The organism is Staphylococcus sp. EG-SA-17 (assembly GCF_017151845.1).
In the GTDB taxonomy this organism is placed as follows: Bacteria; Bacillota; Bacilli; order Staphylococcales; family Staphylococcaceae; genus Staphylococcus; species Staphylococcus aureus.
In genome coordinates this window covers 1-14,160 of record NZ_JACVZO010000002.1, presented here as the reverse complement: position 1 = coordinate 14,160, position 14,160 = coordinate 1, and the positions used below count along the sequence as shown (strand labels likewise).

General features: G+C 32.5%; 14 protein-coding genes. 4 read left to right on the top strand and 10 right to left on the bottom strand.

Translation table 11 applies throughout. The features are described 5' to 3' along the window. Positions 1-12 precede the first annotated feature (12 nt). Positions 13-768 (bottom strand): SDR family NAD(P)-dependent oxidoreductase, encoded by a 756-nt coding sequence (locus tag IDG65_RS01205; RefSeq protein ID WP_000678231.1) that lies wholly within the window; start codon positions 766-768, stop codon positions 13-15. Between the two features lie 141 nt (positions 769-909). Here IDG65_RS01205 and proC point away from each other — a divergent pair, with 141 nt between their 5' ends. After that, the gene (gene proC, locus IDG65_RS01200; protein WP_000779748.1) at positions 910-1,725 is read left to right on the top strand and encodes a pyrroline-5-carboxylate reductase; all 816 of its coding nucleotides are present in this window, start codon (positions 910-912) and stop codon (positions 1,723-1,725) included. Positions 1,726-1,827: 102 nt separating this feature from the next. On the opposite strand, the gene rnz is transcribed toward proC, so the two are convergent. Further along, positions 1,828-2,748 (bottom strand): ribonuclease Z, encoded by a 921-nt coding sequence (gene rnz / locus IDG65_RS01195; protein WP_000454065.1) that lies wholly within the window; start codon positions 2,746-2,748, stop codon positions 1,828-1,830. 312 nt (positions 2,749-3,060) lie between these two features. Here rnz and zwf point away from each other — a divergent pair, with 312 nt between their 5' ends. Continuing rightward, complete coding sequence (zwf, locus tag IDG65_RS01190; protein WP_000105070.1) at positions 3,061-4,545, top strand: glucose-6-phosphate dehydrogenase; 1,485 nt, start codon at positions 3,061-3,063, stop codon at positions 4,543-4,545. A gap of 229 nt (positions 4,546-4,774) precedes the next feature. Further along, the gene (locus IDG65_RS01185) at positions 4,775-5,641 is read left to right on the top strand and encodes an AraC family transcriptional regulator (protein ID WP_000382585.1); all 867 of its coding nucleotides are present in this window, start codon (positions 4,775-4,777) and stop codon (positions 5,639-5,641) included. An 80-nt stretch (positions 5,642-5,721) separates the two neighbouring features. Here IDG65_RS01185 and IDG65_RS01180 read toward each other — a convergent pair whose 3' ends face one another. The 6 genes from IDG65_RS01180 to IDG65_RS01155 form a co-directional block, all read right to left on the bottom strand. Beyond that, on the bottom strand, positions 5,722-7,371 hold the full coding sequence (locus IDG65_RS01180; RefSeq protein WP_001041918.1) for a glycoside hydrolase family 13 protein: 1,650 nt from the start codon (positions 7,369-7,371) through the stop codon (positions 5,722-5,724). A 15-nt stretch (positions 7,372-7,386) separates the two neighbouring features. Then, positions 7,387-8,406 carry a LacI family DNA-binding transcriptional regulator gene (locus tag IDG65_RS01175; RefSeq protein ID WP_000256325.1) on the bottom strand — a complete coding sequence of 340 codons (1,020 nt, stop codon included), beginning with the start codon at positions 8,404-8,406 and terminating at the stop codon, positions 7,387-7,389. Positions 8,407-8,424: 18 nt separating this feature from the next. Further along, entirely contained in the window at positions 8,425-8,661 is a 237-nt protein-coding gene (locus IDG65_RS01170) for a hypothetical protein (protein ID WP_075583652.1), read from the bottom strand. After that, positions 8,600-8,971, bottom strand: coding sequence for a VOC family protein (locus tag IDG65_RS01165; protein ID WP_000413426.1), 372 nt, complete (start codon positions 8,969-8,971; stop codon positions 8,600-8,602). Before IDG65_RS01165 ends, IDG65_RS01170 begins: the two co-directional genes overlap by 62 nt. 218 nt (positions 8,972-9,189) lie before the next feature. Further along, positions 9,190-10,596 (bottom strand): NADP-dependent phosphogluconate dehydrogenase, encoded by a 1,407-nt coding sequence (gene gndA, locus IDG65_RS01160; protein ID WP_000193707.1) that lies wholly within the window; start codon positions 10,594-10,596, stop codon positions 9,190-9,192. Positions 10,597-10,663: 67 nt separating this feature from the next. Beyond that, positions 10,664-11,797, bottom strand: a complete 1,134-nt coding sequence (locus IDG65_RS01155) for a tripeptidase T (protein WP_000606687.1) — start codon at positions 11,795-11,797, stop codon at positions 10,664-10,666. 262 nt (positions 11,798-12,059) lie between these two features. Here IDG65_RS01155 and prli42 point away from each other — a divergent pair, with 262 nt between their 5' ends. Continuing rightward, positions 12,060-12,239 (top strand): stressosome-associated protein Prli42, encoded by a 180-nt coding sequence (gene prli42 / locus IDG65_RS01150; RefSeq protein ID WP_001789875.1) that lies wholly within the window; start codon positions 12,060-12,062, stop codon positions 12,237-12,239. 126 nt (positions 12,240-12,365) lie between these two features. Here the strand turns inward: prli42 and IDG65_RS01145 are convergent, their stop codons facing one another. Further along, positions 12,366-13,346 (bottom strand): aromatic acid exporter family protein, encoded by a 981-nt coding sequence (locus IDG65_RS01145; RefSeq protein ID WP_000916200.1) that lies wholly within the window; start codon positions 13,344-13,346, stop codon positions 12,366-12,368. 13 nt (positions 13,347-13,359) lie between these two features. Further along, positions 13,360-13,797 carry a bacilliredoxin BrxB gene (gene brxB, locus IDG65_RS01140; RefSeq protein ID WP_000367419.1) on the bottom strand — a complete coding sequence of 146 codons (438 nt, stop codon included), beginning with the start codon at positions 13,795-13,797 and terminating at the stop codon, positions 13,360-13,362. Between the last annotated feature and the right edge of the window lie 363 nt (positions 13,798-14,160).

Below are 14,160 nucleotides of genomic sequence, written 5' to 3'. Positions count from 1 at the left end.
CATCCCACCTATTTATGCTTTATTTTTAAATAATTTAGGAAAACATCGTTCAAAAAATCTAGGCGCAATTTGATACATTTTCAACGCATGGTGCATCCATTTAGGGCGATTAATTTCCAATTGTTTTGTTTTAATGCCATAAATGATATCTTCTGCAAGCTGATTAGCATCAAGCATAATTTTCCCCATCTTTTTAGCATACTTCATTGATGGATCGGCTTTTTGATGAAAAGGTGTATCAATCGGGCCAACATTAACTGTCATGATATGTATGTTTGGTGACTCTAGTCTTAAAGCATTCATTAATGCATAAAACCCTGCTTTCGATGCCCCATAATGTGCAGCATTTGCTTGAGTGGAAAATGCAGCTTGACTTGAAATACCTACAATATGTGCGTTAGATGTTAAATATGGTCTCAACACAGTATATAAAACATTAAAACTAATTAAATTAAGCTGATACGTTTCAATCATTTCTGAAAAACTATGGTCTGAAATAGATTTGAAATAACCTAAACCTGCACTATAAATGAATCCATCGAATGATGTATTGTCTTCAAATTGCAGTGCCTGTATCGACTTCAAATCATTTAAGTCACAAGGAATAACATTTATAGTTTTCCCCAATTCTTGTTCAAAGATTCTAGTTGCTTTATCAACATCACGCACCAACAACGTTACATGCACTTTATTTTCAAGTAACTTTCGGACAATCGATAAACCTAAACCACTCGTACCACCAGTCACTATAAAATGTTGTCCTTTCATCAATTAACCTCCCTTTTCAATTATATAGAATGCAATTTATCAACTTTACATAATTGAGACAAGTTGATTATCTTTCCTAATATATATACAATAATAAGAAAATATAACATACAAATCAAAAACTAAAGGGATGTGACGTTAATGAAACTCGTATTTTATGGAGCTGGTAATATGGCACAAGCTATATTTACAGGAATTATTAACTCAAGCAACTTAGATGCCAATGATATATATTTAACAAATAAATCTAATGAACAAGCTTTAAAAGCATTCGCTGAAAAACTAGGTGTTAACTATAGTTATGATGATGCGACATTATTAAAAGATGCAGATTATGTTTTTTTAGGTACCAAACCGCATGACTTTGATGCTCTAGCAACACGCATCAAACCACATATCACAAAAGACAATTGCTTCATTTCAATTATGGCAGGTATTCCGATTGATTATATTAAACAACAATTAGAATGCCAAAATCCAGTTGCTAGAATTATGCCAAACACAAATGCGCAAGTCGGACACTCTGTTACTGGCATTAGTTTTTCAAACAACTTTGACCCTAAATCTAAAGATGAAATTAACGATTTAGTTAAAGCATTTGGTTCTGTAATTGAAGTATCAGAAGATCATTTACATCAAGTAACAGCTATCACCGGAAGCGGCCCAGCATTTTTATATCATGTATTCGAGCAATACGTTAAAGCTGGTACGAAACTTGGTCTAGAAAAAGAACAAGTTGAAGAATCTATACGCAACCTTATTATAGGTACAAGTAAGATGATTGAACGTTCAGATTTGAGCATGGCTCAATTAAGAAAAAATATTACCTCTAAAGGTGGTACGACACAAGCTGGCCTTGATACATTGTCACAATATGATTTAGTATCTATTTTCGAAGATTGTCTAAACGCTGCCGTCGACCGTAGTATTGAACTTTCTAATATAGAAGACCAATAAAAACAAACCCGCCAACACATGTATGCATCATCGCATACATAGTTGGACGGGTTATTTTTATAAATTATTACTATTTGGCAAGCATTGTTTATTACTTTGTCATTAGACTTTAAAACTATCAAAATCTTTTACAAAATTAAAATTAGGTGTATCTTCATTTTGTATCAATGTTTGATAAATTTCATTTATATCTTCTGTATTATAGCGATTGCTCAAATGTGTAATCAACGTACGTTTAACATTGGCTTCTTTTATCAATGCAAATACGTCTTCAATATGGCTATGATGATAATTGTTGGCTAAATGCTTTTCACCATCTATATAGGTCGCTTCATGTACCATCACATCAGCATCTCTAGAAATCACACGTTCATTAGAACATGGTTTTGTATCACCAAAAATTGCTACAACTGGACCCTGTTTGGACTCACCTCTAAAATCTTTTGATTGATAAACTTGACCATTATGTTCAAATGTATCATGAGATTTTACTTCTTGATATTTAGGACCTGGTTCAAGACCAATGTTTTTTAACGCTTCAACATTGATTGTACCTGTAGTTTCAGGTGCCATTACTCTATATCCATATGATGGAATACCATGATTAAGTAAATGCGCCTCTACAGTAAAACCATCATGATGATATGTCAGATGATCATCGATTTCAATATATGTAATTGGATAGTTTAAATGTGACTCTGATAAATTCATAGACATTTCCACATATGCTTTAATTCCTTTTGGTCCAACCAATGTAAGCGGCTTCTGTTCACCGCCCTGAAAAGAACGACTAGAAAGTAATCCTGGCAAACCAAAAATATGATCGCCATGCATATGAGTAATAAATATATGTGTCACTTTTCCTAATTTAATTGCATGATGTAAAATTTGGTGCTGTGTACCTTCACCAACGTCGAAAAGCCATATGGAATTGGAATATGGTTCTAAATTTAAGGCGATTGCTTGTGTATTTCTCTCTTTTGTAGGCAAACCTGCACTCGTTCCAAAAAATGTAACTTCCATATATGCCCCTCCTTTTCTTCAATTCATTTTATCATAAAATTTGTATCAATTTAGTTTTAATTTATACTTGAATCAAAATCTGTTAAAAATTCGTCTTTGCTAGTTAATTTTTCTAACTTTAACGTAGACAAAACTATATAAATTTTGATAATTACGTTATACTTATCATTAATAAGTATCACATTAAACATGATACATGAATCGATATTTCATTTAAGACACTGCATACTGTCGAGCATATTGAATGACCTGCTGAATGGATTATCTTATAATAATAAATCATATATCTAATTAAGAATTGAGGTTTTAATCTTGAGTACTAAAAACAAACACATCCCTTGTTTAATCACAATCTTTGGTGCAACTGGTGACTTAAGCCATCGTAAGTTGTTTCCATCAATATTCCATCTCTACCAACAAGACAATTTAGATGAACATATTGCCATCATCGGTATTGGACGTCGTGACATTACTAATGATGATTTCCGTAATCAAGTAAAATCATCAATTCAAAAGCACGTAAAAGATACAAACAAAATTGACGCGTTTATGGAACATGTCTTCTATCATAGACATGATGTTAGTAATGAAGAAAGCTATCAAGAATTATTAGATTTTAGTAATGAATTAGACAGCCAATTTGAATTAAAAGGTAATCGACTATTCTATTTAGCAATGGCACCACAATTCTTTGGCGTTATTTCTGATTATCTAAAATCTTCTGGTCTTACTGATACAAAAGGATTTAAACGCCTTGTTATCGAAAAACCATTCGGTAGTGATTTAAAATCAGCCGAAGCATTAAACAATCAAATTCGTAAATCATTTAAAGAAGAAGAAATTTATCGTATTGACCACTATTTAGGAAAAGACATGGTTCAAAATATCGAGGTATTACGTTTTGCGAATGCGATGTTTGAACCATTATGGAATAACAAATATATTTCAAACATCCAAGTTACATCTTCTGAAATACTAGGTGTTGAAGATCGTGGTGGTTATTATGAATCAAGTGGCGCGCTAAAAGATATGGTGCAAAACCACATGTTACAAATGGTTGCATTATTAGCTATGGAAGCACCTATTAGTTTAAATAGTGAAGATATCCGTGCTGAGAAAGTAAAAGTACTTAAATCACTGCGTCATTTCCAATCTGAAGATGTTAAAAAGAACTTTGTTCGTGGTCAATATGGCGAAGGCTATATCGATGGTAAACAAGTTAAAGCATACCGTGATGAAGATCGCGTTGCAGATGACTCTAACACACCTACCTTTGTTTCAGGTAAATTAACAATTGATAACTTTAGATGGGCTGGTGTACCATTCTATATTCGTACTGGTAAACGTATGAAATCTAAAACAATTCAAGTTGTCGTTGAATTTAAAGAAGTACCAATGAACTTATACTATGAAACTGATAAACTATTAGATTCAAACCTATTAGTAATCAATATCCAACCTAATGAAGGTGTATCTTTACATCTAAATGCTAAGAAAAATACACAAGGTATCGAAACTGAACCTGTTCAATTGTCTTATTCAATGAGCGCTCAAGATAAAATGAATACTGTAGATGCATATGAAAATCTATTATTCGATTGTCTTAAAGGTGATGCCACTAACTTCACGCACTGGGAAGAATTAAAATCAACATGGAAATTTGTTGATGCAATTCAAGATGAATGGAATATGGTTGATCCAGAATTCCCTAACTATGAATCAGGTACTAATGGTCCATTAGAAAGTGATTTACTACTTGCTCGTGATGGTAACCATTGGTGGGACGATATTCAATAATTGAATTAAAACGCACATGTTAAACAAAAATAAATGAGCGAATGACAAGGATTGATTACGAATCAAGTAAATCAATTGTTCTATCATTCGCTTTTTTTCTAGACTATATTATGAAATTATATTTTACAATGCCCAAAACTATTTTAATAATCATTGAACAAATGGGTGTATAATTTATAGAAATAATGTAGAATAAAAATAAATGATTGAATTAATTGGAGTGAAAGTTTTGGACGTTATCAAGCAAATACAACAGGCAATTGTTTATATTGAAGATCGTTTATTAGAGCCTTTCAATTTGCAAGAATTAAGTGATTACGTTGGTCTTTCGCCATACCATCTTGATCAATCATTTAAAATGATTGTCGGCTTATCTCCAGAAGCTTATGCACGCGCGCGTAAAATGACACTCGCTGCAAATGATGTGATTAATGGTGCTACACGACTTGTAGATATCGCTAAAAAATATCACTATGCAAATTCAAATGATTTTGCAAATGATTTTAGTGATTTTCACGGCGTATCACCTATTCAAGCTTCTACTAAAAAAGATGAATTACAAATTCAAGAGCGATTATATATCAAATTATCAACTACTGAGAGAGCACCCTATCCATACAGATTAGAAGAGACAGATGATATTTCATTGGTTGGATATGCACGATTTATAGACACTAAGTATTTGTCACATCCTTTTAATGTTCCGGATTTTTTAGAAGACTTGCTCATTGATGGTAAAATTAAAGAGTTACGACGATATAATGACGTTAGTCCATTTGAACTATTTGTTATTAGTTGTCCTCTTGAAAATGGTTTAGAAATATTTGTAGGTGTACCAAGTGAACGTTATCCTGCACACTTAGAAAGCCGATTTTTACCTGGCAAACATTGTGCGAAATTCAATTTACAAGGTGAAATTGATTATGCAACTAATGAAGCTTGGTACTATATTGAATCAAGTTTGCAGTTAACATTGCCATATGAACGAAATGATTTATATGTTGAAGTGTACCCTCTCGATATTTCATTTAATGACCCATTCACTAAAATTCAGCTTTGGATTCCTGTTAAACAGAGTCCTTATGACGAAGATTAAAAATTAAAAACAAAGAAGCCTCCTAATATATCTATAGGTCTACAAATGGCCTTAGATTCTATTAGGGGCATATTAATATGTTAATTTAGTTCGATAACACATGCTTCATATGGACGTAACTGTTTTAAATTAACTTTGGCATCATAATTAAATAGCTTTACTTCTCCATGGCTTAAATCAAATGGTACAGTTAATTCTGCTTCGTGGTTAGTAAGATTACCTACAATAAGAACTTGCTTTTCATTTAATGTTCTCGTGTACGCAAAAACTTGTGAATTTTCAGCATCTACTAAATCAAATTGACCATATACGTATACATCATTAGACTTTCTTAATTGAATTAAATCTTTATAAAATTGTAATACTGAATGCTCATCTTCTAATTGTTGTGCAACATTGATAGTTTTATAATTCGGATTCACTGGGAACCACGGTTCACCATTTGTAAATCCTCCATTTAACGTATCATCCCATTGCATTGGTGTGCGAGAATTATCTCGGTTCTCATCTTTATATTTCGCAAGTAAAGCGTCTACATCTCCACCTTGAGCTTTCACAATTTGATAGTCATTTTTAACAGCAACATCGTTAAACGTTTCAATACTTTCAAATGGATAATTCGTCATACCAATTTCTTGACCTTGATAAATGAATGGCGTACCTTGTTGCAAGAAATAAACAGCTGCATGACTTGTTGCTGATTCATACCAATACTTGTCATCGTCACCCCACGTCGATACACGTCGTGGTTGGTCGTGATTTTCAATAAACAACGCATTCCAACCTTTATTTTCAAGTTGTTTTTGCCATCTATTTAATACAGATTTATACGAATTTACATCAAAGTGAGAATCACCACTATTCCACAGTCCCAAATGTTCAAATTGGAATATCATATTAAATTTACCATTTTCTTCCCCGACCCAGTCATCAGCATCATCAGGGCTTACACCATTCGCTTCACCAACAGTCATAATGTCATACTTACTTAATGAGCGATCTTTCATCTCTTGTAACCAAGTTTGTATACCTGGCTGATTCATATCTACATCAAATGCTGGGGCATATGTTTTATCCTCAGGTACAGGTAAGTCACCCGCTTCAAACGTCTTTTTAATATGCGTAATTGCATCTACTCTAAATCCATCAATGCCTTTATCAAACCACCAGTTCATCATTTCAAATACAGCATCTCTAACTTCTGGATTAGCCCAATTCAAATCAGGTTGTTTTTTACTGAATAAATGGAAATAATATTGCTCAGTATTAGCATCATATTCCCATGTAGATCCATTAAAGATACTTTCCCAGTTGTTAGGTTCAGAGCCATCTGGCTTTGGATCTTGCCAAATATACCAATCACGTTTGGGATTGTCTTTACTAGATTTAGATTCTATAAACCAAGGATGTTCATCAGATGTATGATTTACAACTAAATCTAAAATAAGCTTCATGCCTCTATCATGAACACCTTTTAATAAACGATCAAAGTCTTCCATCGTTCCAAATTCATCCATAATTTCTTGATAGTCACTAATATCATAACCATTGTCATCATTAGGTGATTTAAACATTGGACTGAGCCAAATGACATCGATACCTAAATCTTTTAAGTAGTCCAATTTATCAATCATTCCAGGTAAATCCCCAATACCATCGTGATTACTATCATTAAAACTTCTTGGATATACTTGATATGCTACTGCTTCTTTCCACCATTGCTTATTCATTTTAAAACTCCTTTGCTATCGCTGTGTTGATTTTCTTATTTTTAATTCTGTATCTATAATGACGAGTTCAATAACATCCTGTGCTTTATTTTTTAATATATTTAAAATTGCTGCACCAGCCTGTTGACCTAACATTCGAGGCTCGATGTCAATACTGGTTTGAGGTGGTGACGCAATTTCGGTTAAATAAGAATCATTGAACGTTGCTGTCATTACATCTTTCGGAATTTCAATATTAAGTTCATATAGGACACTTAAAATCGCTAAATGTAACACAGCATCTAACGAAATGATTGCCTGTTTAATATTTGGGTCCTTCAAACGCGTATGTAGATTTTGCATGTAATTAAAAATAACTTCTCTTTCATTACTAGTCTCAATAATTTGATAATTAATTTTATTTTGAGAAGCTATCGTTTCAAATCCTTTTATTCTATCTTTTGAAACTTCAAAATTTCCTTTTTCTGTAATAAATATTAATTCATCTACACCTTGTTCAATAACATGTCGTGTCAAATTTTCAGAAGCTAATATATTATCATTATCTATGTGTGTAAATTGATGATCTATATCCGATGTAGGCTTACCAATCACAATAAATGGCATGCTTTCATCAATTAACATTTGTTTAATCGGATCATTTTCTTTTGAATAGAGCAGTATAAACGCATCAACCATTCGTTGTTTAATCATTTTATAAACTTCATCCATTAAATCATTCAAATTATTTGAGACTGTCGTTTGTGTACCATAGCCATGCTGGTTACACGTTTCAGAAATTCCTAGCAATACATTGATGTAGAATGGATTCAGTCGAATAGGCTCCTCAGACCCTTTTAACACTAAACCAATTTTATATGTTTGGTTAGTAATTAAAGTTCTAGCAGCAGTATTAGGAAAATAATTCAATTCTTCCATAACTTTCTTCACTTTTGAAATTGTCGCTTCGCTAATACGTTGATTTCCTTTTATAACCCTTGAAACTGTCGAAGGAGAAACACCGGCTTTTAGTGCAACATCTTTAATCGTAACCATTTAATCACCTCCTGTTAATCACTGCGCTGGAAAACGCTTCCAACCATTGTATAATACCAGTTTAGTCACACTTTCTAAAAAAGTCAAAAGATTTGTGCAAACGATTGCATAAAACGATAAAAATAAAACCTTCATACTGAAATTCAATCCGAAAATCAATATAAAGGTTTGTATAAATATTAAAATCGATTGTTTAGTCACTAACTGCAAAATAGTTACCTTGGCCATCTTGGAAATTAAATGCACGTTGACCATTCATTTCTACTATATCATGCCCAGTTAAACCTAAATCATTTAATTTTGAGTATAATGCATCAAAGTTTTTCTCTTTAAACATTAAAGATGGTGTTCCTAGGTTCACCTCTGGACTATACTTTTCAATAAATTCTTTTGCCATAATCGTCAACGACGTTTCAGCATCTTTCGTAGGTGATACTTCAACTGCAACATAGTCCTCAGCTAACGGTGTTTCACTTACAACAACAAATTCTAAAGTTTCTGTCCAAAATGCTTTCGCTTTGTCAACATCATCAACATATAACATAACTTGATTTAACTTTTCCATAAGTTAATACCTCTATTTCTCTATAGTACATGCTATCATAACACAGTAAATATTTTATTACTTCACAAAATGCTTAAAAATATGTCGGGATGCTTTTAAGGTCAAGGATAATACTTGTGTAATTTTTTATAGGTTGTAGATACTCTATCACACTCTGTTTTATATTTATCAAAAGATATAAAAAAGGATAGTATCTTTCAACTATCCTTTAATCAATATTATTCTTCAATCCATTGTGTATGGAATACGCCTTCTTTATCTTTTCTTTCGTACGTGTGAGCACCGAAGTAGTCACGTTGTGCTTGAATTAAGTTTGCAGGTAAATCAGCTGCACGGTAACTATCATAGTAATTAATACTTGAAGAGAAACCAGGTGTTGGTACACCATTTTGAACACCAGTTGCGACAACATCACGTAGCGCATCTTGATATTCAGTAACGATGTTTTTAAAGTAAGGATCTAGCAATAAGTTTTGTAATCCTGGATTATTATCGTAAGCATCTTTGATCTTTTGTAAGAATTGTGCACGGATAATGCAACCTTCTCTCCAAATCATAGCTAAATCACCAAGTTTTAAATTCCATTCATTATCTTCACTTGCTTTACGCATTTGCGCGAAACCTTGTGCATAAGAACAAATTTTACTCATATATAATGCTTTACGAATTTTTTCTAAAAAGTCTTTCTTGTCACCATCAAATGATGCTTTTGGACCATTTAATTCTTTAGAAGCATTTACGCGCTCTTCTTTGATTGAAGAGATAAAACGTGCAAATACAGATTCAGTAATGATTGTTAATGGAATACCTAATTCTAATGCGTTAATTGAAGTCCATTTTCCTGTACCTTTTTGACCTGCAGTATCAAGAATTTTTTCAACTAATGCTTCTTTATTTTCATCTAATTTCATGAAAATATCACCAGTGATTTCAATTAAATAACTTTCTAATTCACCAGCATTCCAGTCTTTGAACGTTTGAGCAATGTCTTCATGAGACATGCCTAATAATTCTTTCATCATAGCATAACTTTCTGCAATTAATTGCATGTCAGCATATTCGATACCATTGTGTACCATTTTCACATAGTGTCCAGCACCATTTGGACCAATATAAGTAACACATGAAGCACCGTCTTTTGCCTTAGCAGCAATTGCATCAAGAATATCTGCAACTTTGTTATAAGCTTCTTCTTGTCCACCCGGCATTAATGACGGACCAGTTAACGCTCCAATTTCACCACCAGAAACGCCCATACCAATAAAGTTGATTGCACTTTGTGCTAATGCTTTATTACGTCTGATAGTATCTTGATAGTTTGTATTACCACCATCAATTAAAATATCTCCATCATCTAATAAAGGTAACAAACTATCAATCGTTGCATCCGTAGCTTTACCTGCTTGAACCATTAATAAAATTTTACGTGGTTTTTCTAAAGAATTAACAAATTCTTCCAATGAATACGTTGGATGAATATTTTTCCCTTTTGATTCTTCAACCATTAAATCAGTTTTTTCACTTGAGCGGTTAAATACAGATACACTATATCCGCGTGATTCAATATTCCAAGCTAGGTTTTTACCCATAACGGCTAAACCAATAACTCCAATTTGTTGTGTCATATTACTTACCTCACTTGTTGATTTTTCATTAGTATTGTATCACAAAATAGACATACACTACACTAAATCATTTCGATTGTCGCGCAACTATTTTGATTATTTCTAACACTTGACTTGCAAGCAAGTTCAATGATTTAATCGGCATTCTCTCATTTGTTGTATGGATTTTTTCATAACCCACTCCTAAAATGACTGAAGGAATACCAAATGTATTAATAATACTGCCGTCTGAACCGCCACCAGAAATAATTGTATTTGCAGATAATCCTAAATTACGAGCACTTTCTTGTGCAATTTTAACAACCGCTTCATTATCATTAATTTTAAATCCTGGATAACTTTGCTCCACTGTAACTTCTGCTTTCCCACCTAATTCTGATGCAGTAGTTTCAAACACATCAGTCATATGTTTGACTTGTGTTTTTATTCTTTCTGGATCGTGAGAACGTGCCTCTGCTTCTAAAATGACTTCATCTGCAACAATATTCGTAGCTGAACCGCCATGAAACTTACCAATATTGGCAGTAGTTATTTCATCAACTTGTCCTAATTTCATTCGACTAATTGCTTTCGCCGCAATATTAATAGCACTAACACCCTCTTTTGGCGTACTTGCATGAGCTGTTTTGCCAATAATTTTAGCTGAAATTAACATTTGCGTCGGTGCACCTACAACCGTAGTGCCGACATCAGCACTTGCATCAATAGCATAACCAAAGTCCGCGTCCAACAACTCTGAATTTAATTCTTTAGCACCAATTAAACCTGATTCTTCTCCAACAGTAATCACAAATTGAATTTGTCCATGTGGGATTTGTTGTTCCTTAATCACTTGCAAAACTTCAAGCATCGCTGCTAATCCTGCTTTATCATCTGCACCTAGAATAGTCGTACCATCAGAGTATATGTAGCCGTCGTCTTTTACAATTGCCTTTACATTAATTGCGGGTACAACAGTATCCATATGGCTCGTCAAATATAATTTAGGTACTTCGCCTTCTTCGATAGTACTATTCATTGTACACACTAGATTATTGGCACCTAATTTAGGATGTTTAGCCGCTTCATCTTCTTTAACATCTAACCCTAATGCTATGAATTTTTCTTTTAAAATAGGTTGGATTGTTGATTCATTCCCTGTCTCAGAATCGATTTGTACAAGTTCTAAAAACGTATTAAGTAATCTTTGCTCATTAATCATAATGGAACCCCTTTTATCAAAATTTTCAAGTACGCCAAACGGTAAAAATTGATGAAATAAAATGTTACAGTAATTGACGTTACACAGATTTATCAGGCTTGTAAATTGTGTCATATTATTTTCAATTTAATATATATATTTATTGTAACTCAAACTAAGCTTTGTCAAAAATATATTGATTGATTTTTCAATGATATCGTATAATGAGGAAAATGACATAAGCAAACTTACTCATGTTTTTTATTATATTCCTTTATGATGATTGCTAGTTATATCGTCTCAAGTTAAAAGTTTTATATCTTATGTCGTAATTATTAATACAAAGGTTATTCATTTGGAGGCACACAAAATGCAAAATAAAGTTTTAAGAATTATCATTATCGTTATGCTTGTATCAGTTGTATTAGCATTGTTATTAACGAGTATCATTCCAATTTTATAAACTATATCTCAACTACCTATACAAAATCATACAATTAAAAATCCATCCGTTATAAACGCATGTATTAATAAGTTATCGTATTGCAACGATTACTTTCATACATGGGTCATACGGATGGATTATTTTTTAAGCTACTTCACTATGCATTTTCAATGAACCAAATTGCGATTTGATTTGTAAATATTCTTCTAATTCATTTAATATTTGAATAATACTTGCTCTCGAGTTAAGCGCTTTGTGCGTTGTTGGCAATGGCAGTTCATCCAATTTCAAACGCGTCTCATACAAATTGTGTAAACGCATTGCTGTATAGTCATTACTATTCACATTTAGACCAATTTCTTTCAGCAGTGACGCAACATCATTTAAAAGTGGATCTTTATGACAGATACTTTCGATGAGCGGTTTCATTCTCATTAACAATTCCACTTGCTCTTCTCGCATATCAAAATAATGATAGTATGAATTTTCGTTTCTAACAAAATGATTTTTAACATCTCGGAACGCGATAGACTTCGCCTTTTTAATATTTAAAAGTAACGCTTCAAATTCAATCGCAATGGTATCTTCATATTTTTCACAAATATAACTATATTTACTAAAAATATCAGCAATTTGTTGCTCAATTTTACATTTGTATTCGTCTAGTTGTTTGTCTAAACTTGGCATCATTAAATTCATTGTAAATGCAATGCTTAGTCCAATTAACAGTAATAATGTTTCATTAACAATTAAATGTACATCAATTGATTTTGCATTAAAAACATGAAGTAATATAACGCAACTCGTAATGACACCTTCTTGTACTTTTAATACGACAGTTAATGGTATAAATAACAATACGATAATACCGAGTACAATTGGACTCTGGCCTAATAAACTAAATATTGCTGAACCTAAAAACAATACTAAAAAACATGATACTAATCTTGAAATAATCGCTTGTAGCGAATGTACTTTTGTATGTTTAATACATAATACGACTAATATGGCGCTTGAAGCATAATTATCTAAACCTAACAGCTTACTAATAATTACACCTAAAGTCATACCCACTGCTGTTTTTATTGTTCTAAATCCAATCTTGTAAGGATTTAACTTTAACATGGGTTAGCGCCTCTTATCTTTCTTCACAATATTTATTGAATAATGTTTGTAATTGATTAATTACGTTCATCACATCATGACCTTCGATTTGATGTCTTTCAATCATTTCTGTAATCTTTCCATCTTTTACTAATGCAAATGACGGACTTGAAGGCGCATAACCTTCGAAGTATTCACGCGCTCTTTGTGTCGCTTCTTTATCTTGTCCAGCAAATACTGTCACTAGACGATCAGGTAATACGTCATAATGTAAAGCATGTGATGCTGCTGGTCTTGCGATACCACCTGCACATCCACATACAGAATTGATCATAACTAGTGTTGTACCATCTTGTTTAAGAACTTTGTCAACATCTTCTGCAGTAGTTAATTGCTCATATCCCGCAGATTCAATTTCATTCCTTGCTTGTTCTACAACACCGTTCATGTATAAATCGAAATTCATGTCCATAAGTTCAATCACCTATCCCTTTATATTTAAACTATCCTCATTCTACTAATTAATAACATATTGTTCAATAAACTAATCTGAATCACACCTATATTTAGACACAATTTTAACAATATACCAAACATTATTGTGCTTAAAATCATGGAAACTAATTTGTTCACCTGTTTTCATTAATATGTTTCAAGTATGATGTCTTATTTTGACTTTACTGCAAAAATTCATTCAACCATGTTGATTGTCAATAGCGGTTTAAAAATGCTGTTTTATGGCGGTTTGAAAATGTCGTTTTTTAGCGGTTTAAGATTGTCGTATATTTAATGATTTTTCGGTTTTATAATCTTTTAATCGATATGATTCTCCAGT

Bases quoted from the DNA above. Each gene is read 5' to 3' on its own strand.
- IDG65_RS01170 (WP_075583652.1), bottom strand. From the start codon at position 8,661: ATGGTCAACGTGCATTTAATTTCCAAGATGGCCAAGGTAACTATTTTG.
- IDG65_RS01165 (WP_000413426.1), bottom strand. From the start codon at position 8,971: ATGGAAAAGTTAAATCAAGTTATGTTATATGTTGATGATGTTGACAAA.
- proC (WP_000779748.1), top strand. From the start codon at position 910: ATGAAACTCGTATTTTATGGAGCTGGTAATATGGCACAAGCTATATTT.
- rnz (WP_000454065.1), bottom strand. From the start codon at position 2,748: ATGGAAGTTACATTTTTTGGAACGAGTGCAGGTTTGCCTACAAAAGAG.
- gndA (WP_000193707.1), bottom strand. From the start codon at position 10,596: ATGACACAACAAATTGGAGTTATTGGTTTAGCCGTTATGGGTAAAAAC.
- IDG65_RS01145 (WP_000916200.1), bottom strand. From the start codon at position 13,346: ATGTTAAAGTTAAATCCTTACAAGATTGGATTTAGAACAATAAAAACA.
- IDG65_RS01205 (WP_000678231.1), bottom strand. From the start codon at position 768: ATGAAAGGACAACATTTTATAGTGACTGGTGGTACGAGTGGTTTAGGT.
- brxB (WP_000367419.1), bottom strand. From the start codon at position 13,797: ATGGACATGAATTTCGATTTATACATGAACGGTGTTGTAGAACAAGCA.
- IDG65_RS01180 (WP_001041918.1), bottom strand. From the start codon at position 7,371: ATGAATAAGCAATGGTGGAAAGAAGCAGTAGCATATCAAGTATATCCA.
- IDG65_RS01175 (WP_000256325.1), bottom strand. From the start codon at position 8,406: ATGGTTACGATTAAAGATGTTGCACTAAAAGCCGGTGTTTCTCCTTCG.
- IDG65_RS01155 (WP_000606687.1), bottom strand. From the start codon at position 11,797: ATGATTAATGAGCAAAGATTACTTAATACGTTTTTAGAACTTGTACAA.